The organism is Nocardioides sp. (genome assembly GCF_050699375.1).
Lineage (GTDB): Bacteria > Actinomycetota > Actinomycetes > Propionibacteriales > Nocardioidaceae > Nocardioides.
Genome location: NZ_JBOHDN010000198.1, coordinates 1 through 19,783, shown reverse-complemented (window position 1 = coordinate 19,783; position 19,783 = coordinate 1). Strand labels below are relative to the sequence as shown.

The 19,783-nt window shown below is 69.7% G+C and carries 15 protein-coding genes; 10 read left to right on the top strand and 5 right to left on the bottom strand.

The window, feature by feature from the left end:
• Together ACRDPS_RS14765 and ACRDPS_RS14760 are read right to left on the bottom strand one after the other, a co-directional pair.
• Nucleotides 1–4,451: FtsK/SpoIIIE domain-containing protein (locus tag ACRDPS_RS14765; protein ID WP_431502405.1), on the bottom strand; the 4,451-nt coding region annotated here is incomplete at its 3' end.
• A gap of 226 nt (nt 4,452–4,677) precedes the next feature.
• Nucleotides 4,678–6,021 carry an RDD family protein gene (locus tag ACRDPS_RS14760; RefSeq protein ID WP_431502404.1) on the bottom strand — a complete coding sequence of 448 codons (1,344 nt, stop codon included), beginning with the start codon at nt 6,019–6,021 and terminating at the stop codon, nt 4,678–4,680.
• Nucleotides 6,022–6,133: 112 nt separating this feature from the next.
• On the opposite strand from ACRDPS_RS14760, the gene ACRDPS_RS14755 reads away from it, so the two are divergent.
• Nucleotides 6,134–7,030 (top strand): spermidine synthase, encoded by an 897-nt coding sequence (locus ACRDPS_RS14755; protein ID WP_431502403.1) that lies wholly within the window; start codon nt 6,134–6,136, stop codon nt 7,028–7,030.
• A 251-nt stretch (nt 7,031–7,281) separates the two neighbouring features.
• Nucleotides 7,282–7,455, top strand: coding sequence for a hypothetical protein (locus tag ACRDPS_RS14750; RefSeq protein ID WP_431502402.1), 174 nt, complete (start codon nt 7,282–7,284; stop codon nt 7,453–7,455).
• 78 nt (nt 7,456–7,533) lie between these two features.
• On the opposite strand, the gene ACRDPS_RS14745 is transcribed toward ACRDPS_RS14750, so the two are convergent.
• Together ACRDPS_RS14745 and ACRDPS_RS14740 are read right to left on the bottom strand one after the other, a co-directional pair.
• The gene (locus tag ACRDPS_RS14745; RefSeq protein ID WP_431502401.1) at nt 7,534–9,024 is read right to left on the bottom strand and encodes an amidohydrolase family protein; all 1,491 of its coding nucleotides are present in this window, start codon (nt 9,022–9,024) and stop codon (nt 7,534–7,536) included.
• A gap of 84 nt (nt 9,025–9,108) precedes the next feature.
• Nucleotides 9,109–10,659 carry a helicase HerA-like domain-containing protein gene (locus ACRDPS_RS14740; RefSeq protein ID WP_431502400.1) on the bottom strand — a complete coding sequence of 517 codons (1,551 nt, stop codon included), beginning with the start codon at nt 10,657–10,659 and terminating at the stop codon, nt 9,109–9,111.
• Nucleotides 10,660–10,842: 183 nt separating this feature from the next.
• Here ACRDPS_RS14740 and ACRDPS_RS14735 point away from each other — a divergent pair, with 183 nt between their 5' ends.
• A complete protein-coding gene (locus ACRDPS_RS14735) occupies nt 10,843–11,136 on the top strand; it encodes a type II toxin-antitoxin system VapB family antitoxin (protein WP_141782436.1) in 294 nt (97 codons plus the stop codon).
• Between the two features lie 20 nt (nt 11,137–11,156).
• A complete protein-coding gene (locus ACRDPS_RS14730) occupies nt 11,157–11,672 on the top strand; it encodes a LytR C-terminal domain-containing protein (RefSeq protein ID WP_431502399.1) in 516 nt (171 codons plus the stop codon).
• A gap of 10 nt (nt 11,673–11,682) precedes the next feature.
• On the opposite strand, the gene ACRDPS_RS14725 is transcribed toward ACRDPS_RS14730, so the two are convergent.
• Nucleotides 11,683–13,173 (bottom strand): potassium/proton antiporter, encoded by a 1,491-nt coding sequence (locus tag ACRDPS_RS14725; RefSeq protein WP_431502398.1) that lies wholly within the window; start codon nt 13,171–13,173, stop codon nt 11,683–11,685.
• A 102-nt stretch (nt 13,174–13,275) separates the two neighbouring features.
• Here ACRDPS_RS14725 and ACRDPS_RS14720 point away from each other — a divergent pair, with 102 nt between their 5' ends.
• The 6 genes from ACRDPS_RS14720 (at nt 13,276) to ACRDPS_RS14695 (ending at nt 19,711) form a co-directional block, all read left to right on the top strand.
• Nucleotides 13,276–14,415: an aminotransferase class I/II-fold pyridoxal phosphate-dependent enzyme gene (locus tag ACRDPS_RS14720; protein WP_431502397.1), complete on the top strand. Its 1,140-nt coding sequence runs from the start codon at nt 13,276–13,278 to the stop codon at nt 14,413–14,415.
• 240 nt (nt 14,416–14,655) lie between these two features.
• Nucleotides 14,656–15,018 (top strand): hypothetical protein, encoded by a 363-nt coding sequence (locus ACRDPS_RS14715; protein ID WP_431502396.1) that lies wholly within the window; start codon nt 14,656–14,658, stop codon nt 15,016–15,018.
• On the top strand, nt 15,015–15,896 hold the full coding sequence (locus ACRDPS_RS14710) for a hypothetical protein (RefSeq protein WP_431502395.1): 882 nt from the start codon (nt 15,015–15,017) through the stop codon (nt 15,894–15,896). The genes ACRDPS_RS14715 and ACRDPS_RS14710 overlap by 4 nt, the downstream gene beginning before the upstream one ends.
• Nucleotides 15,893–17,245, top strand: coding sequence for a hypothetical protein (locus ACRDPS_RS14705; protein WP_431502394.1), 1,353 nt, complete (start codon nt 15,893–15,895; stop codon nt 17,243–17,245). The genes ACRDPS_RS14710 and ACRDPS_RS14705 overlap by 4 nt, the downstream gene beginning before the upstream one ends.
• 114 nt (nt 17,246–17,359) lie before the next feature.
• Nucleotides 17,360–18,454 (top strand): hypothetical protein, encoded by a 1,095-nt coding sequence (locus ACRDPS_RS14700; protein WP_431502393.1) that lies wholly within the window; start codon nt 17,360–17,362, stop codon nt 18,452–18,454.
• Between the two features lie 156 nt (nt 18,455–18,610).
• Nucleotides 18,611–19,711 (top strand): hypothetical protein, encoded by a 1,101-nt coding sequence (locus tag ACRDPS_RS14695; protein ID WP_431502392.1) that lies wholly within the window; start codon nt 18,611–18,613, stop codon nt 19,709–19,711.
• The last annotated feature ends 72 nt before the right edge of the window (nt 19,712–19,783 follow it).

The window sequence follows — 19,783 nt, the reverse complement described above, 5'->3', positions numbered from 1 at the left end:
CCCGCTTGGACGAAGATTCCGCGGCCGGCGGGGAAGTCGGTGCGCTTGAGCTTGCCGAAGGGGACCTTGAACAGCGTGTCGCCGTCGTAGGTGTCCGGCTTGAGGGCGATGCCCTGGCGAGACGCCTTCCACTCACCCATGACGCCCGAGCCGCCGCCGGCGCGGGTGACGTCGGCGTCGCCGACGAGGAGGTGGTCGCTGTTGTTGATCGCCTGGAGCAGGGCGCGCATCGGGCGGTCGGCGGGGCCGTCGGCCAGGTGGGTCATGTCCTCGGCGACGATCATGATGCGGCCGGGGAAGGACTCGTCGGCGACGATCTCGCCCAGCTCGGTGACGAGCGCCTTCTCGTCGTCGGGGCGGGTGGCGCTGCGTACCCAGGGCCTGAAGTCGGTCAGCATGGCGCGACGGCTGCCGAGGTGGAACAGCTTCACCTCGGGGTCGAAGCGTTCGACGGACTCGATGAGCGCCTTGAGGGCGTTCGTCTTACCCGACTGCGGCGGACCGGTGATGATGAAGGAGCCGATCGGGTCGAAGCCGCGCGCCGACAGGGTGTCGTCGGAGATACCGAAGACGGGCTGACCGTTCGCCTGGGCAGGAAGCGCCCGGCTGGCGATCTTCGTCGGCAGGGCACCGATCTCGCCGACCTCGGGAGCGCCCTGGGCGCGTAGCTGGCCGACGAGCTCGTCGAGGGCCTTGGTCTGCTCGGCAACGTTGGTCGTGCCGCCCAGGACGGCGAGCTGGACCTCGGCCTTGTCCACGACGGCGCGTCCGGGTGCGGACTGCTCGTTGAGTACGTCCTTGGGGGCTCCGACCAGGACGTACTGGCTCGGGTCGGAGAGTCGCATGACGACGCGGCGCGGGATGTTCGCGAAGACCGCGGTCGGCACGGAGCCGCTGCGGTCGGCGGTGATCACGGCGTGGATGCCGAGCGGGCGGCCCTCACCGAGGACGCGCATGAAGGACTGGTAGAACGGCGCCCGGCCGGAGGCGATCTCCCACTCCTTCTTGAACTCCGGGTAGTTGTCGATCAGGAGCAGGATGCGGGGCATCGACGCGTCCGCGATGTCGCGGTATTCGCTGAGGTTCGCGGCCGAGGCCTTGGCGAACATCTCCGAGCGGCGGTCCATCTCCCGCTCGAGCGTACGCATCAGCCGCTGCAGACGCTCGGCGTCGTCACCGTTGATGATCGAGCCGACGTGCGGGAGCCGCTCGATCGCACCCAGCGCACCGGAGGCGAAGTCGAGACCGTAGACCTGCACCGCGCCGAGCTCGGGGCGCGCGCCGGCAGCGGTCGCGATCGTCCTCAGCAGCGTCGACTTGCCCGAACCGGACGACCCGAAGATGAGCAACGAGCCGTCACGGTCGGGGGAGAAGTAGATCGCGTTCTGCTGCTGCCGCTCCGGAATGTCGGCGAGACCCAGCAGGATCTGGCTGTCACCCTCCAGCGGCAGGTCACGCATGTCGACCACGGTGGCGAGGTCATCGAGCCACGGACGCCGCGGGGCCATCAGCCCGGCCGCGTCGGAGGCCCGGATCAGGTTCGTCACGACCCGCTTCTGGTCGTTGGGGCCGAGGTCCTCGTCGTGCGAGTCGCTCTCCGGCGGACGCTCCGGCTCCCACTCGGTGATCGAACCGAACTTGAGCTCGGCCACCTTCACGTCGGCGGTGATCACCTCGTCCTCGCGGGTCCAGCCACCGGCGTACGCCGACTGGAACGGGGTCAGGCGACCGGGGCCGGTCTTCGCGATGCCGCGGCCCGGGATGGACGGCGGGAAGGTCCCGGCGATCGGGTCGTCGACGACGTCCTTGGAGTCGGTCTCGTCGGCCATCCGCAGCGCGACGCGAAGGTTGGTGTTGGCCCGCAGGTTGTCCTTGATGACACCGGCCGGCCGCTGGGTCGCCATGATCAGGTGGATGCCGAGCGAACGGCCCCGCTGGGCGATGTCGACGACGCCGTCGACGAACTCCGGCACCTCACCGGCCAGGGCGGCGAACTCGTCGATGACCAGCACGAGCGCGGGCGGGCACTCCGGGTCCTGACGCTTCTCCAGCTCGAGGAGGTCCTTGGCCTTCTTCCGGTTGAACAGGTGCTCGCGGTGGTGCAGCTCGGCCTTGAGGCTGGTGAGCGCACGGCGTACGAGGTGGGGGCTCAGGTCGGTCACCAGACCGACACAGTGCGGCAGCTCGATGCAGTCCGCGAAGGCCGAGCCGCCCTTGTAGTCGACGAAGAGGAAGGTCACCCGGTCGGGCGAGTGGGCCGAGGCGATGCCGAGCACCCACGCCTGCAGGAACTCGGACTTACCGGCACCGGTGGTGCCGCCGACGAGGGCGTGCGGCCCCTGCGTACGCAGGTCCAGCGTCATCGCGTCCGAGGCGCCCTGGCCGATGATGGCGCGGAGGTTGCCGGCCTTCTTGAGCCGGCCTCGCGGACGGTCGGAGCGGTCGATGATGGAGTTGTTCTGCCGCCAGCGCTCGACGACGGAGCTCGGGTCCTCGGCGACCTCGCTGCCGACCAGGGAGAGGAAACCGACCGAGTTCGGCAGGTCGGAGGAGTCGTGGACGACGGTGCTGGCGTCCACCACCGGCGCGAGCCGCTTGGCGAACATGTCCATGTAGGCGTTGGAGACACCCTCGACCGTGACGCCCTTCTGCAGGTCACCGTTGCGGACCAGGCCGACCGTGGCGCGCTCCAGGCCGTCACTGACGTCCATGAAGCTGCGGCACACCGCCGGCAGTGCCTCGACGGTGGAGGAGAGGAAGACCGCGTGTACGCCGACGTCGGCTCCGCGCTCGAGGACCTGGACCAGGCGCGCGCGGTCCACAGGTGCGTCGTTGGTGACGAAGACGACGATCGAGACCTGCACCCGCGCGTTGGTCTCCTCGCCGGCACGGGACACGTCGGTGCCGTACTGCATCGGGTTCCACTTCTCCGCGAACGGACCCCGGTGCTCCGCGGTGCGGCCCGCGCGCATGATGAACTCCTCCAGCGCGCTGAGCAGGGCGTTCGCCGTCGGCGCGGAGTCGGCCAGCGGCATGTCCTTGAACCGGTTGGTCTCGCTGGTGGTGTGCGGCAGCCACTTGAGCCACTCGAACTCGTCGACCCAGTCCGGGTCGGCGAAGGCGACGGTGACGACCTCGTTGGGCGCGTGCAGGCCGAAGAGCTGCACCGCGAGTCCACGCATCGCATCGGCGGCCGGACCGGCCGGGCCGGCGACGCCCACGGAGCCGACGGCGGGGAGCGACTCGAGCAGCGGCACGTCGTCGACGTACTTGTAGCGCTCCTGGAGACGGTCGATCCGTTCGATGTACTCGGGAAGACCGTTCTGGGTGTCGCGCTCCGCGATCGAGTTGCGCGAGGGGGCCCGGGTCGTGCCGAGGCGTACGGCCAGGAAGTTCCAGTGCTCGGGGCGGCGGGTCCACAGCCTCGGGCCGAGCTGCATCGCCTGCTCGAAGACCTCCGCGACCGGCGGGACCTCCTCGTTGCGAGCGAGCTCCTCCTCGGGCTTGCTGCGGTAGAAGACCTCCTCCAGCTTCTCGAACTGCCGCTCGAAGAGCTGGATCTCGTGATCCTGCTTCGCGCCGGCCTGGCGGTGCTGGTTGATGAAGTTACCGATGGCCATCATCGGCGTCATCACGACGAGCAGCAGGGCGCGGGCCCTACCGGTCATCGCATAGATCGAGAGCGCCATGATGATCGGCGCGATCAGGACGAACCACGGGAAGAGCTTCTTCTGCATCTCGGTCGGCATCCACGGCGGCGGGTGCTCGGTGCCGGGATAGCGCACGTCGACCCGCGGGCTGCGGTTGAAGAGCAGGCCGCCACCGCGCTCGAGCACCGGGTCCTCGACGGCGGAGAGGAAGTCGGCCGAGAGCTGCATGACGAGCGTCGTGCTGCCGATGACGACCGGCTTGTCGGGAGCCAGGCGTACGCGGGGCATCTGGGTGCCGTCGACGACGACACCGTTGGCCGAGTTGAGGTCGACCAGCTCGACCGAGCGATCCACCTCGATGCGGGCATGCCGCTTGGAGACCATCGGGTCGGCGAGCACGATCTCGTTCTCCGGGCCACGACCGATCGAGGCGTGGCCGGTGACCAGCGGGAACGCCTGTCCCCGCACCGGACCGTCGATCGCCCGCAGCACGCCGACGCTCTTGCGCCGGGAGCCGGTCGTCTCGGCGTCCGGCCCCAGGTTCACGACCGCGGCGGCGAACCCGGATCCGATCGCCGCATCACCGATGGGTACGTCGGGCTCGAGCGGCTCCATCCGCTCGGCGGTCGGCGGGGCGACCGCCAGGGTCAGGACGTCATGCTCACCGGCGATGATCGAACGTGCTGGGTCCGCGTCGGCGATGTGCCGCGCGACGTCGCCAGCGGTCGCTGTGGAGTCGGCGGTGACGACCACATCCGCGGGCGCTACACCGGGCCGGTGCAGAGTGAGCTTGACCTTCATCCTTCGACTCCCTCGTCAATGTGGCTTAGAGATTGCGCGGGTAGGGGCGCCGTCGCGAGCGTCGCGAGACGGGTGTGCTGGCAAGGCGGAGCATCGAAGGCGGTCTGGTTGCACCGTCGAGGGGCGACAACGCAGCCAGCGCGCCCGTATCGCGGCGCGTAGCAGGCGGCCCTACCTGCGCGATCTCTTAGGCGACCCATCGGTCGCGCGCTGTCGAGCTTCACGGTCACGCGTGCCGGACCAGTGCGGAGCGGTCGCCGAACCGGATCATCGCGCCGACCGGGGCCACCACGGGCTCCCAGGCGGTCAGCCGCCGGGTGGCGCCCTCGTGGACCACGACGGTGCCGTTGGTCGAGCCTCGGTCGGTGACCTCGATGCCGTCACCGCTCGGGCGCAGCGACATGTGGGTCTTCGAGACCGACACGTCGATGATCGAGACCGTACGTGCGCCGAGCGTGTTCTCCGTGAGCGCCGGGTCGCGGCCCACCAGGACCAGGCCTGCGACCGGGATCCGCTCGCCCGAGTCGACCTTGAGCATGACTCCCCTGTCCCGCGGCTGCGCGGGGGGCTGCTGCTGCATCGGGGGCTGCTGCGCGGGAGGCTGCTGCTGCGCATGTCCGCCGGTGACCGGGCCACCCATGGTCACGCCCGTGCTCGGAGGCGGTGTCGGGGTCGGAGGCGGTGTCGGCGTCGGTGTCGGAGGCGGCGGGGGGCTCACGGCCCGCGAGGGCGGGATCGACGGTGCCACCGGGGTAGGTGCGGCCGGCCCAGAAGCGGGGGTCGCCAGCGAGCCGCCGGGAGCCGCTCCGGGCTCGTCGCGCTTCGCCTTCGGCCGGGACACGCCGAGGACACCGGCGCTGACTCGACCCGAAGGTCGGTAGCCGCCGCCATCGTTGTCGTTGGGCGTGCTGAGCGAGGGCAGCGACTTCCGCTCCGCGACGGGCTCTGCGGCGACCGTCTTGCGGGCGATCCGCATGCGCTTCTCGTCGTACGGGTCGAGCCCCTCACGTACGTCGACCATCCAGGTGTCCGCGGCCTTGTCGTGCCAGCCGCGGCTCCGCTCCTCCTTGTCGAACCGTGGCGAGACCAGGAAGGCGATCGGACCGACCACGACGATCGCGGGGCCCCACACGACCAGCGCCCGGATGAACGCCTTGCCGACACCTGGCCGCTCGAGGGTCTTGACGTTGATCGAGCGGATTCCGGTCATGGACTTGCCCAGCGTGACCCCACGGCGACCGTGGAAGACGATCTGGACGATGACGTAGACCAGGGTCAGCAGCGTGGTGGCGGCGGCCGCGATCGCGGCCAGCAGGAAGTCGGGATGGGACAGGAAGCGGGCGAAGCCGAACCGTCCCTGGACCAGCTTGATCAGCAGCGGGAGGGTGAAGACGAGGTAGGGGACCTGCAGGAGCGCGTAGACGAGGATGTCGACGGCCGCCGCGAGCGCCCGACGGCCGAGGGGCGCGTCCTTCAGACCGAGCGCGGCGGCGTAGTCAGGATCCGGTTTGCCGTCTGCGGTGAGGCCCTCGATCCGGTCGTCCTGCTCGGCGACCTCCCATATCTCCACCGCTAGAACTCCTCACGCCCTATGTCCGAGTATTTTCGGCGCCGATCGACAACGCCAGAAGGCTACCGGACTGTCCCGGCTCGGGCGCGATGGTGTCTGGCAGGATCGACCTATGTCAACACCCTCCGGGCCATCCGCGGACCTTGACGCAAGTCCCGAGCAGATCGTCTTCTCCGACGGCAGCACTGCCGACCTCGTACGCAAGGACGACGGTTGGATCATCCAGATCGACGGCGTCGCGCAGTCCCACGTCGGGGATCCGGCGCAGCCGCCGAAGCTCGCCTCCATCAGGTGGATGCTGGCCGCGCTCGGCGACCGCGCTCCGCAGCGGGCCGCGCACCTGGGCGGGGCACTGCTGGCCCTCCCGCGCGCCGTCGCGCACCGGTGGCCCGCGGCGGCGCAGACGGTGGTGGAGCTCGAGCCGGCCCTCGTCGAGCTCACCCGGGCCCGGTTCCCGCTCCCTGCCGGCATCACCATGGAGACTGCCGAGGCGCGCTCGTGGCTCGATGGCCGGCCCGGGTCCGGGCACGACGCCGTCGTGATCGACATCTTCGTCGGCAACCGGATCCCGCCCGCTTTCACATCGCTGGAGTGCATGACCGCGGCTCGCAGCGCACTGTCCGAGGAAGGCCGGCTGGTAGTGAACTCCGTCGCCGGCCCCGAGCTGCTCTTCACCCGGCGTGAGCTCGCCACACTGCGTACGGTCTTCGGGCATGTCGCGATGATCGTGCAGGGCTCCGCGCTCGCGGGAGCGCGGTTCGGCAACGCCACGTTGATCGCCTCGTCCGCCCCGATCGACGGTGAGCCGATCCGTTCGGCGCTCGCCGGGGACCCGTCGCGGGGCACGCTGGTGACCGATCTCGACCCGATCATCGACGGGGCCGAACCCATCCACGATGCCGAGCGGCTCTGGTCCCCGAAACCGGATCTGCCCGACGCGAGTGCCGCGCTGAAGCTCCTCGAGCAGGCTCGCCAGGCCGTCGAGTCGCTCCGTCCCCCGCCCGCCTGACCGTCTTCGCCCGCCACGCATCGCCTTTGTCTAGCGAGATTCGGCCCTATCGCTCGGCAGGTTCTGCCAGAGGGGTCGACAGGCATTTCTTTTACCGAAACCGGCTTGTAACGTTCAAACAACCTGCTCGCGACCTTGGGGCGGGATGCTTCTGATGCATGGCTTCGGGGCCGTGGGTGCTGGGGCACTCGAGGGATCGGGGACATGCGTTCATTCACGATGTACGCCTATCCGTTGCAGGGGGGACCTCGATGGAAACACTCATCGCAACCGAGCGTGAGGTGGACAGTGCCATCCAGCATGGCTACAACCTCAAGTTCCGGCACGCCAGTGCCCTGACCAAGCTCATGGAAGAGCGTCAGGACCTGCGCGGCGTTCACGTGTTCGCCGACTTCGTCGACGACTCGGTTCGCTGGTCAGCCTGAGCCCTGCCCGGAGCTTTGCCCCGGGCAGACGCGAAGGACGACGAAGGCCCGGCCCCGATGGGGCCGGGCCTTCGGCTTCTAAGACCGGTGGACGACCCGCCCACCGACGGTGGTCAGCACCACGCCCCCGCGGGCGATCGCGGCCAGGTCCGCGACAGAGGCGCGGAGCGGGTCGATGTCGAGCACGGCCAGGTCGCCGAGGGACCCGACGCCGACCGTCGGCTGCCCGTTGACGGAGGCGACCAGAGCCTCTTGGACGGTCAGCGCCTGCTCGGGATGCCAGGGCTGCCTGCCGTCACGCGAGCGTCCGACGGCCGCCGCGATCGCCAACCACGGGTCGAGCGGTGCGACCGGTGCGTCCGAGCCGAGAACGATCGGGACCCCGGCGTCGAGCATCCAGCGGGTCGCGAAGCAGCGGTCCTCACGCCCCGGCCAGAGGCCCTCGGTCATCTCGCGGTCGTCGAGGATGTGCGCGGGCTGCACGGACGCGGTGATCCCGAGCCGGGCCATCATCTGCAGGTCCTCGCGGCGTACGAGCTGGGCGTGCTCGATCCTCCCGCGGGCGCCCGTCTCGGCGTACGCAGCCAGTGCCTCCGACACGGCGCGGTCGCCGATCGCGTGCGTCGACACCTCGAGGCCGGCGGCGTACGCCTTCCCCAGCAGGCCCCGCAGCTCGTCGGGTGACTGGTTCGGTGCCCCGCAGCTGTCCGGGTCGTCGGCGTACGGATCGCAGCACCACGCGGTCCGCGTGCCCAGCGACCCGTCGCTGATGATCTTCAGCGGCCCCATCGTCAGACGATCGTCGCCCGGGAGCAACGGGTCCCCAGTGCACAGCCCCTCGGCGATCGGGTCGTCGAGCTGGTCGGCGTACGTCGCGACCCGGATGCGGAGCAGGTCGCAGCCGGCCTCCCACCGCGTCCTCCAGTCGTAGAGCCGGACGCCGACCTCGAAGTCGGTCATCCCGACCACCCCGAGTGCGGCGGTCCGGGTCAGCATCCTGCGGTAGGCCGCGGGCGTGCTCCCGGTGGTCTCGAAGAGCTCCGCGACCCGCGGATAGGCCTCGAACCACTCCATCTCCTCCACCATGTCGTCGCGGCGCGGCAGCTCCACGGCGTCGAGCGCGGCGGTGTTCAGCCAGGCGTGGTGGAAGTCGTGGTTGACCAGGATCGCGGGTACGCCGCCGGTGACCGAGTCGAGCTCGGCGACGGTGCCCCAGCGATCCCAGGTGCCGGCCGAGTGGCCCATCCCGATGATCGCCTCGCCCGGCTCGACCTGGCGCGCGGCGGCTGCGACCAGCGCCAGCGCCTCGGCCGGCGATCGGGTGCCGCGCAGGTCGAGCCGGCTGGCCCCCAGCGTCCACTGGGCGAGGTGGGTGTGGGCGTCCCACAGACCCGGAACGAGCCAGCGGCCGCCGGCGTCGTACGCCTCGACCCCGACCGGTCTGGAAAGGCCTTCTCCGACCGCGGAAACCACGCCGTCGACGACGAGCACGTCAACAATCCCAGCGGGCGCGTCGGCCCGAGGAGAGATCGGAACGATGCGTACGTTCCGGAGGAGAAGGTCGGGCATGAATAGACGATAAGGACTAGACCGGCGTCGCGCTATCCCCAGTCCGTAATTGTGGCGCGCGACACGGATCGAGACGGGAAAAGGTCAGCGTCGCTTGAAGATTCCCCTGACGATCTCCCGCGCGGCGGTGCGGGCTGCCTGCTTGAAAGCGGTCGACTTCACCACCGACTCGATCATCGAGTCGTCGTCGCGAGACTGCTTGCGCGAGCCCGACGATTTCTTGGGCGCCGACCTCTTCGCTGCCGCCTTCTCCTCGGCCTCCGCCTTCTCGGTGGCAGCGGCCGCGGCGCTCTTCGCCTCGAGCTGGTCGGCAGCCGAGTCGACCTCGACGGCCGTGGAGTATTTCGCCGCGAGCGGAGAGGCCTCGACCGCGGCCTCCATGGTCGCTGCCTCGGTCGGGGCCATCAGCGACTCCGGTGCCCGCAGCCGGGTCCACGCGACCGGAGTCGGCGCACCCCGCTCGTTCATCACGGTCACGATCGCCTCGCCGATCCCGAGCGTCTGGATGACGGCGCCGAGGTCGTCGTAGGACGAGGTCGGGTAGGTGTTGACGCTCGCCTTCAGCGCCTTGGCGTCGTTGGGCGTCGCGACCCGCAGCTGGTGCTGGATGCGCGAGCCGAGCTGACCGAGCACGTCGTCGGGGACGTCGGTCGGCTTCTGGGTGACGAAGAAGACGCCCACCCCCTTGGAGCGGATCAGCCGCACCGTGTTGGTGATCTGGTCGAGGAACGCGTCGGAGGCGTCGTTGAAGAGCAGGTGCGCCTCGTCGAAGAAGAAGACCAGCTTCGGCTTGTCGACGTCGCCGACCTCGGGCAGCGACCGGAAGAGCTCGGAGAGCAGCCACATCAGGAAGGTAGAGAAGATCGCCGGCCGGTCCTGCAGGTTGGGCAGCTCGAGCAGCGAGATGATCCCGGTCTCCCCGTCCATCCGGACGAAGTCGCTCACCGCGAACGCGGGCTCGCCGAAGAACTCGTCCGCGCCCTGGTCGGTGAAGGCGATGAGCGTACGCAGGATCACTCCTGCCGTCGAGGAGGAGAGGCCACCCAGGCCCTTGAGATCGGCCTTGCCCTCGTCGGAGACCAGCCACTGCAGCACCGCCCGCAGGTCGTCGAGCCCGATCAGCTTCAGCCCGGCCTTCTCGGCGTAGTGGAAGACGAGACCGAGCGAGGACTCCTGGGTCTCGTTGAGCTCGAGCACCTTCGAGAGCAGCGTCGACCCGAAGGTCTCGACGGTGACCCGGACCGGGATGCCGGTGCCCTCGCCACCGAGCGCGAAATACTCGACCGGGAAGCCACGCGCCTGCCAGGCCTGCCCGACGGAGGACGCCCTGGCGGTCAGCTTCTCGCTCTCCGTGCCCGGGGTGGCGAGCCCGGAGAGGTCGCCCTTGATGTCGGCGGCGAACACGGGGACACCTGCGGCGGAGAGCTGCTCGGCCAGCAGCTGGAGGGTCTTGGTCTTTCCGGTGCCGGTCGCACCCGCGACCAGACCGTGCCTGTTCAGCATCCCCAGCGGGATGCGGATCGGTGTTTCCGTCAACGTCTCGGCGTCCGCCATCAGCCCTCCGAGCTCGAGGGCAGCGCCCTCGAACTGGTAGCCGGGCCCGACCGCTTCTGAGAGAGCTGCAGCATCCGTCATGCGCCGACTCTACGACTCGAGCGCCCGATAAGGCGTCGAAACGAGCGGCGTTCGACGACGTGTCCGGCGAGCCGAAGGAGGGTGTCGCCCGGACCTGCCCCCGGGTATTCGAGCGGTCGGCGATCCCCTGCCGGAACCAAGTCGCGTGTTGGGAATTGTCCCGGGGGCGATACAGTCACGAGGGTGATCTTCAAGCGTGTCGGCGACTCTCGCCCCTACCCTGACCATGGTCTGTCGACCAAGGGGTGGGCCGCGCTGCCTCCTCGGACGGTCCGTCTCGACGAGCTGGTGACCACGAAGGACACCCTTCAGCTGGTGGCTCTGCTCAACGAGGACTCGACGTTCTTCGGCGATCTCTTCGCTCACGTCGTGGAGTGGAACGGCGAGCTCTACCTCGAGGACGGGCTGCACCGCGCGCTCCGCGCGGCTCTCCAGCAGCGCAACGTGCTGCACGCGCGGGTGCACAGCCTCGGCTAGCAGCGGTTAGGCTCGGAGACATGCTCGACTCGGCCCTCTCCGGACTTCGTACGTTCATCCTCCTGGCCGTCCTCGTGGTCGCGGTCGCTCTGGCCGGCACCTGGGGATGGAAGGCGATGACCGCACCGTTCCCGCAGAAGGTCGACGTGGGGCCGTGCGCGGACACCCCGGTCAAGAAGGGTGACACGGTCTACCCCTCCCAGGTGGTGGTCACCGTCCTCAACGCGAGCACGCGGGCCGGGCTGGCCAACCGGGCGATCACCGACCTCGTCGACGAGGGCTTCGTCAAGGGCGGCACCGGCAACGCGCCCCGTGGCACCAAGCTGCGGACCGTCGAGGTGTGGGCGCCCGACAAGGACGCCCCCTCCGCCGCACTCGTCGCGAGCTGGCTCGGGGACGCGAAGATCGTCGAGACCAAGATCGACCGCCCCGGCATCGTGGTCATCACCGGCGAGAAGTTCCCCGAGGTCGAGGGCGGCGAGAAGACCGTCACAGCCAAGGCCGACGGCACGATCTGCAGCCCGCCGGTCGAGTAGGGCTGCAGACTCAGCGCAACCACCCGGCCAGCCGGCCCTTCCGGCTGACCACCTCCAGCCGCCGCTCCACCCGCTCGCGCTGCTCGCGGGGCACGACCAGCAGGATCACGTCGCGGGAGCGGAGGACTGTGGTGCTCTCGGGGACGCTGGTCTGTCCGTCGCGGATCAGCAGCGACACCGACGACCCGGACGGCAGCCTGAGCTCGCCGACCTCGACGCCGTGGAGACGTGACTCGGGCGGGATCCGGAGCTGGATCAGGTCGGCCGCGATCTGCTCGAGCGGTGCGACGTCGAGATCGAGGGAGCGCGGGTCGTTCGGCCGGGCGACGTTCAGGATGCGAGCGACCCACGGCAGCGTCGGCCCGGTCACCAGCGTGTAGACGACGACCATCACGAAGACCAGGTCGAAGAGCTCCTCGGCTCCCTCGACGCCTTCGGCCAGGGGAATGGTGGTGAGCACGACCGGCACCGCGCCACGCAGCCCGGCCCAGGAGACGAACGCCGTCTCCCGCCACGACATCCGGGCGACCACCGTGCTGACGAGGACCGATGCGGGCCGGGCGAGGAAGGTGAGGATCAGGCCGGCGGACAGCGCCAGAGCGATGGTGTCGAGGCCGATCCGCCCCGGCGAGAGAAGCAGCCCGAGCATCACGAAGAGCCCGATCTGGGCCAGCCAGGCAACCCCTTCGGCGAACGACCTGGTCGCCCCCCGGTGCGGAAGGTCGGAGTTTCCGAGCACCAGCGCCGCCACATAGATCGCCGCGAACCCCGACCCGTGCAGCCAGGCGGATCCGCCGTAGGCCAGGAACGCCAACGTCATCACGGCCAGCGGGTAGAGCCCGGCGGACGGCAACGCCGCGCGGCGCATCATCCACGCTCCCCCATAGCCGACGGCCAGCCCGACGACGATGCCCAGCAGCAGCTCGCCGACCACGATCCCGGCCACGACGACCGGATGGTGCTCGCCGATCGCACCGCTGGCGATCAGCGTCACGATCACAACGGTCGGGGCATCGTTGAGCCCCGACTCCGACTCCAGGACACCGGTCAGCCGCTTGGGCAGCGGCACCACCCGAAGCACCGAGAACACCGCGGCCGCATCGGTAGGCGAGGTCACCGCCCCCAGCAGGAACGCCAGCTGCCAGGGGAGGCCGAGCAGATAGTGCGCACCCACGGCGACGATCCCGATCGAGACGATCACCCCGACCGTGGCCAGCATCAGCCCGAGACCGAAGACAGGACGTACGTCCTTCCACGACGTGGTCAGACCACCTTCGGCCAGGATCAGCGCCAGGGCGCCGAAGCCGAGCGCGTGCGCGAGCGCCGCGTCGTCGAACCGGATCCCGAGCAGGGACTCACCGAGCACCACGCCCATCAGCAGGTAGATCAGCAGCGATGGCAGCCCGGCCTTGGTCGAGACCCGCACGGCGAGGATCGCCAGGAGCGTGACCATCGACCCGACCAGCACAAACAGGTCGAGCTGATGGACATCGAAGCTCATGACGCCGGGTCCCCCTCTGACCTCTGGGACTGCATCCTAATGTTTCCCCCTATGGACCGCCTGACTGTTGCTCGACGCGCGAACGTGCCTCCCTTTCACGTGATGGACATGCTCGAGCGGGCGGCGCAGAGGCAGCGGACGTACGCCGATCTCATCTCGTTCACGTCGGGGCAGCCCTCGAGCGGGGCCCCGAGGCCGGTCAACGCCGAGGCGGTGCGGCTGCTGCAGAGCGGGGACCCCCTGGGCTATACGCCCGCGACCGGGATCCTGGAGCTGCGGCAGGCGATCGCGACCCATCACCGCGCCTGGCACGGGATCGAGGTCTCACCCGAGGACGTGATCGTCACGACCGGGGCGAGCGGCGGGTTCCTGGCGAGCTTCCTGGCAGCGTTCGACACCGGGGACCGGGTAGCGATGGCGCGGCCCTCCTACCCCTGCTACCGAAACGTGCTCGCCGCTCTCGGGTGCGAGGTCGTGGAGATCCCGACCGGCGCGGCCGAGCGCTTCCAGCCGACCGTGGAACAGGTCCGCGACCTGCATGAACGTGTCGGCCTGAAGGGTCTGGTGGTGGCCAGTCCGGCGAACCCGACGGGCACGATGCTGCTCCCCGCGGAGTTGGCGGCGCTCGCCCGCTACTGCGAGGAGGCCGGGATCCAGCTGATCTCCGACGAGATCTACCACGGCCTGACGTACGCCGAGAGCGCCGTGCCGGATTCTGGAGGCCGTGGGCGCAGCGCCTGGGAGACCTCGCGCGATGCCGTGGTGTTCGGCTCGTTCTCCAAGTACTTCTCGATGACCGGCTGGCGCATCGGCTGGCTGCTCGCGCCGGCTCATCTGCGGCGCGCGATCGACGTCCTGGTCGGCAACTTCACCATCTGCCCTCCGGCCCTGGCCCAGCACGCCGCGGTCGCGGCGTTCACGCCGGACTCCTATGCCGAGCTCGATGGCCACGCGACCCGCTACACCACCAACCGTCGCCTGCTGCTGGACGGCCTCGGCGGGCTCGGTGTCACCGAGATGGCGCCGGCCGACGGCGCGTTCTACGTCTACGCCGATGTCAGCCGCTGGACCGACGACACCATGGCCTGGTGCCACCAGGTCCTCGACCGCACCGGCGTCGCGATAGCGCCCGGGATCGACTTCGACCCCATCGACGGCCACCGCTTCGTACGTCTCTCCTTCGCCGGCTCCACCGACGAGATCGAGCAGGGCCTCGACCGCCTCGCCACCGTTCTCAGGTGAGAGTGTCGATGCGGCGATCACGGACCCAGGCGTCCAGCTGAACGATTCACGGAGCATCTGCTGTACCTCTGGTCAGCTAGTTGCTGTACCTCTGGTCGTGCCCGAACTGTGCCCCTTCGCCACCCAGGTCGGTGCTCGGCGACAACTGTCTCGCATCAAGTTCTGAGAAAGTTCGAGGTTTTGTGTTTAGAAACCTCGTGAGCGGGTAGGACGATCAGAGACACCTGTCCGAGGAGGGAAATGTACGGCGAGAGCGACGTGATCCGTCGCCGGGTGAACCGGCTGCGTGAGCAGGCGGACGACATCCGTGCGAGTGCCGACAAGCTGGTGGCGCAGGCAGAGGCCGTGCCGTGGCACGGCCGGGCCGCCGAGTCCCTCCGTGGGCGGATGAAGGAGCGTGCCACCGCGCTGCGAAGCGCGGGCGCGCAGCATGATCGTGCGGCCGACACACTGGCCAAGCATCTCAAGCAGGTCGACCTGCTCAAGGAGCAGATCGCCGACGCCGAGGCCCGCGCCGCGGTGCTGGTCGCCGACGGCGGGCTCGACGGATTCGAGGCCCCTGAATCGGGCCACAAGGACTGGCTGGAGGTCACCCTTCGATGACCACGATCGACCTGGGTCCCGCGCCGAGCGCGCCGACCGAACCCTGGGCCGGGGTGCCCCGCCGAGTCGGGCTGACGCTTCCCGAGCTCACCCACGCCTGCGAGACCATCGGGGCACCGCTCCCGTTCGAGGTCTCCACCCATCGAGATGGCGGGCTCGACGCCCGACTGGGTCACTCGCGCGCGGCAGCCGAGGCCGACGCCCTGGCTCGCGCCGTCACCGGGTTCGGTGATGGCGCCGCCTCGCTGCGGCGCCGGGACCTGCTCGACGCCGAGGGCACCCTCGACGCCGGGATCGCCGGTGCCCTCGGGCTCCTGGCGACACCGGAGTTTGTCGTCGACCTCGATGTCGTCGTCGACGACTGGCGGGGTCACGCCTGGCACCGGCAGAAGGGGGACGCGGCCGCGTCGCTGGCCACCGTGGACGGGCTCGTCTTCGAGCTCTCCTGGTATCCCTCGGCAGCCTGGGCGGCCGAGCTCGGCCGCACCGCGACGCTGCCGGGCGAGACCACCCGGACGACCTCGTCGGTGCCCGAGCAGCTGGAGGTGCCGTTCGCCGTCGCCGACGCCGTCTTCGAGGCGCTGCGCACCGGACGAGGCGACCTGGTGCCCGTCCTGACCGAGGGCGACGTCGTCGTGGCGAGCGCCCTGGAGGCGCTGTCCACCGAGACCCACGGCCGCCTGCGAGCCGTGGTCGCCACGACCGTCGATCCGGAGAACCCGCTGATCGGCACCGTCTCCTGGTCGCTGGTCAACGACGGCTGGCGCTCGATGCGTACGGAGTCGCTCGATGGCGAGCTGACCCTGCTGATCACCAGCGTCGAGCCCTCAGAGCTCGCCGCTGACCTTGCCCCTGTTCTCGCGGAGGTGGCCCGATGAACGACTCAGCCAACAGCCCAAGCTCAACCAACGGCCCGATGGACCGTCTCGGCCCGCTCCCGAGCGGCGCGCCCGACTCGGCACCACCGAGCGCGGCGCCCGATGACAAGTACGACCAGATCCTCGGTCTGGCCAGCTCCATCGGCGAGGCCGGGTCCCAGCTGCGCGACTGGGCCGAGCTCGGCGCCGAGATCCTCAGGGACGAGGACGTCACCTCCTCCGCCGAGCTCGCCCCGAGGACCTGGGAGCCCGCCGAGGAGGAGATCCGCAACGCGACCGCCGAGAAGGGCGGCCTCCTCGGCCTCGGCAAGGAGCTCGACGCGGACGCGCTCTCGGTGCGGGCGACGGTGCAGACCTACCGCTGGATCGACGACCTCCAGGCCGCCGCCCGCCGCAACCTGGGCACGATCGCGGCCAACGCGCTCGACTACCTCGCACCCGAGGTCGAGCTCGGCGGGTCGCTGCTCTCGGCCGGCCTGATCGAGACCGACTCGCTCGACCGCGAGGGCGTCACCGCCTATCTCGGCGAGCTCGCCAAGGGTCACCCCGAGCTGATGGACCACATCGCCACCGGCGGTGGGCTGCTCGAGTCGCTCGAGCTGCGTTCCCTGCTCACCGCCGACTTCCCGCGCGGGGCGGACGCCGAGGCGGCGACCGCCGGCGCGCTGCGGGCCGCCGGCATCGACACGTTCGCAGCCGACGCGGGTCACGCGCTGCGCGACGTCGGCGGTGCGCTGGTCGGCTCCGCCGACGACAACGCCCCTACTGGCGGCACCGCTACGGTCGGCACCCCACACACCGTCGAGGAGCTGATCCGCAACCTCGAGGCCACCGAGACCAGCGTCGCGGTCCACGAGGTCACCGCCGGGCGCTACATCGCCTACCTTCCGGGCCCCTACGCCGGCAGCCGGCGGCTGCGGCTCGTCTCCGGTGACCTCTCCGACTACATCACCGCCGCGTCGCGCGCCATCGAGGAGGCGGTCGCCGCCGACTCGCACGTGATGCTCGTCGGTGCGGCGGCGGGAGGCACCGCGGCGGTCGCGATCGCCACGACGGCCGGGGCTGCGTACGTCGTGGATCAGGTGGTCACCGTGGGTGCTCCCGGCGCGGCAGCGCCGCGGGTGCCGGAGACCACCCGGGTGCTGTCGCTGGAGGACCGCTCCGATCCGGTGGCGCTGCTCGGCGGGCTCATCAACGCGGGTGTCGGGCATCGGTTCACGGTGGTCTATGACGGCACCGCGGCCGAGGACAGCCACTACGTGGCCGGTGGCCGGGCGGCCGACAACGCCGATCATGACGAGCTGCGCGACGAGATCGGGCGCATCCGCAGTCTGGGATACCTGGCGTAAAGAGGACGGCTGCGGGAAACCTCGCTAGATTGGGCGCACCCTCAGCACATCCCCCACCCGGTTTGACCGGTTGTCGCCGCAGGGCAATCTGATTGCCTATCTGATCGGACCTGCGTGAAGTCGATCGTCGTACATTCCGGCCTGCCCAAGACCGGCACCTCCGCCGTCCAGGCCTGGCTCCACCACAACACCGAGCAGCTCGCGAGCGCGGGGGTCTTCTACCCCTGGCACTACCTGGACAAGAACGGCATCAGCGCCGGCAATGCCGGATCCCTCATGGAGCGATCCGGGCCTCGTTTCGTCACCTCGCCCAGCCAGATCGAGGGCACCCTCGCCGACTTCGAGGCCAGCGGCTGCCACACGATGCTGCTCTCCTCCGAGGCGTTCCTCCCCGAGCTGCCCAACCTGGCCGAGGCGCTTCCGGCGCACACCCGTTTCGTCATGTACGTCCGAGATCCCCTCGCCTTCCTGGAGTCCGACTACAACCAGCGGGTCAAGCGGATCCCGCAGCTGCACGAGTTCCTGCCCGACGGCGACGCGTACGGCGGCTGGCTCGGCCACGAGCACCTCTACAACGCACTCCTCTCGGACACGGCGCGGACCCGGTCCGAGCTGCGGCCCTACCACTCCGACCTCTTCGTCGGCGGCAGCCTGCTCACCGATCTGCTGCACGCCGCCGGGATCGACACCTCCCAGCTCACCGGCCTGGAGCTGAAGCGGGTCAACACCTCCTACTCGCTGCACGCGCTCGAGATCAAGCGCGCGCTCAACGCGCTGCCGCTGGGCAACGAGCTCAACGAGCGGCTCGACATGCGCCTCCAGTCCTGCCCGCTGGGTCCGACCTCCTACTCGCTGATCCCGCCCGCCGACTACGACCGGCTCCGGAAGCAGGCCGACGAAGAGCTCCGCGAGCTCTCCGTGAAGTACGCCATCGACTCGCTGGAGCCGCTGCGGCAGAAGCTCCACGACCTGCCGTCGCGGCCCTACTGTCCGCAGTCGCTGACGGAGGCGGAGGTCGACGCGGTCGTCGGACATCTGGCCAAGGTCGGCAAGCGGCTCACCCGTCGGATCGCCGCGTCTCTCGAGCAGCACCCCGAGATCGAGCTGCCCTATCCATCGCTGCGCGACTCCTTCGCCCGAGCCGTCGCGACCCTGGACGCCGTGCCGGTCGAGCCTCGGCGGCGCTGGTGGCAGCGGCGCCGGAGCTGACGAGTCCTGCGCTGACGAGGTCTGAGCGGGTCGCTTGATCGGCAGAGTTGCCCGACAGGCGAGAGTCGATACGGTGTAGGTCGCCCTCCGTGCCATCCCCGACATCTCGCAGGTCGACCGCGTCGGGCACCCTGACACCTACCCGGATCGGTCCCTGTGAAGTCCATCGTCGTCCACGCCGGCCTCCCGAAGACCGGCACGTCCGCCGTCCAGGCCTTCTTCAGCGCCAACACGGAGAGACTTTCGCGGGCCGGCATCTTCTACCCCCAGCACCGCATCGACAAGAACGGCATCAGCGCCGGCAACGCCGGGTCGCTCATGGAGCGCTCCGGCCATCTCTTCGTCGCCTCCTCGCGAGAGGTCACGAAGACCCTCGAGGACTTCGAGGCCAGCGGCTGCCACACACTGCTGCTCTCCTCCGAGGCCTTCCTCCCCGAGCTGCCCGGGCTGGCGGAGCTGATGCCGCCGCAGACCAGGTTCGTCCTGTACGTCCGCGATCCCCTCGCCTTCCTGGAGTCGGACTACAACCAGCGGGTCAAGCGGCTCGATCACGTCGACGCCTTCGCCGCGGCCCCTGATGCGTACGGCGGCTGGCTCGGCCACGAGCATCTCTACAACGCGCTCGGCTCCGAGGCGGTGCGCTCCCGGCTCGTGCTCCGGCCCTACCTTCCAGATCTCTTCGTCGGCGAGAACCTGCTCACCGATCTGCTGCATACGGCCGGGATCGACGCCGCCGAGCTCGGCGACCTGTCGTTGGAGAAGGTCAATCTCTCCTATTCGCTGCATGCGCTCGAGATCAAGCGCGCTCTGAACGCTCTCCCTCTCGGGCCGCAGCTGCAGGAGCGTCTCGACGTCCATCTCCAGTCCTGCCCGCTCGGACCGACGAGCTACACGCTGATCCCGCCCGCAGACTACGAGCGGCTCCGGAAGACGGCCGACGACGAGCTGCACGCGCTGGCGTCGAGGTATGACATCGAGGCCCTCGAACCGATGCGGGAGCTGCTGCGGAAGCAGACACCGAAGCCCTACCACCCGCAGCACCTCACCGAGGACGAGATCGACGCCGTCGTCCAGCACATCGCCACCGTCGGCAAGCGGCTCACCCGCCGGATCGCCCAGACGCTCGTCGAGCATCCCCAGATCGAGCTCGTCTATCCCTCATTGCGTGACTCTTTCGCCGCCGCGGCCGCCGAGCTGGACGAGGAGCCCGCTACGCCGAGGCGACGCTGGTGGCAGCGCCGGCACCGCGCCGGCTGAACCAGCCCCACGCCGAGTCGGCTCGTTGTGACGGGATTTCGCGTCGAGTCGGCTCGTCAGGATGAGCCGTCT

What these genes read in the sequence shown, in the direction of transcription:
- ACRDPS_RS14750 (WP_431502402.1), top strand. Translation starts at nt 7,282, where the DNA reads ATGGAAACACTCATCGCAACCGAGCGTGAGGTGGACAGTGCCATCCAG.
- ACRDPS_RS14725 (WP_431502398.1), bottom strand. Translation starts at nt 13,173, where the DNA reads ATGAGCTTCGATGTCCATCAGCTCGACCTGTTTGTGCTGGTCGGGTCG.
- ACRDPS_RS14710 (WP_431502395.1), top strand. Translation starts at nt 15,015, where the DNA reads ATGACCACGATCGACCTGGGTCCCGCGCCGAGCGCGCCGACCGAACCC.
- ACRDPS_RS14720 (WP_431502397.1), top strand. Translation starts at nt 13,276, where the DNA reads ATGGACATGCTCGAGCGGGCGGCGCAGAGGCAGCGGACGTACGCCGAT.
- ACRDPS_RS14705 (WP_431502394.1), top strand. Translation starts at nt 15,893, where the DNA reads ATGAACGACTCAGCCAACAGCCCAAGCTCAACCAACGGCCCGATGGAC.
- ACRDPS_RS14745 (WP_431502401.1), bottom strand. Translation starts at nt 9,024, where the DNA reads ATGCCCGACCTTCTCCTCCGGAACGTACGCATCGTTCCGATCTCTCCT.
- ACRDPS_RS14715 (WP_431502396.1), top strand. Translation starts at nt 14,656, where the DNA reads ATGTACGGCGAGAGCGACGTGATCCGTCGCCGGGTGAACCGGCTGCGT.
- ACRDPS_RS14730 (WP_431502399.1), top strand. Translation starts at nt 11,157, where the DNA reads ATGCTCGACTCGGCCCTCTCCGGACTTCGTACGTTCATCCTCCTGGCC.
- ACRDPS_RS14740 (WP_431502400.1), bottom strand. Translation starts at nt 10,659, where the DNA reads ATGACGGATGCTGCAGCTCTCTCAGAAGCGGTCGGGCCCGGCTACCAG.
- ACRDPS_RS14755 (WP_431502403.1), top strand. Translation starts at nt 6,134, where the DNA reads ATGTCAACACCCTCCGGGCCATCCGCGGACCTTGACGCAAGTCCCGAG.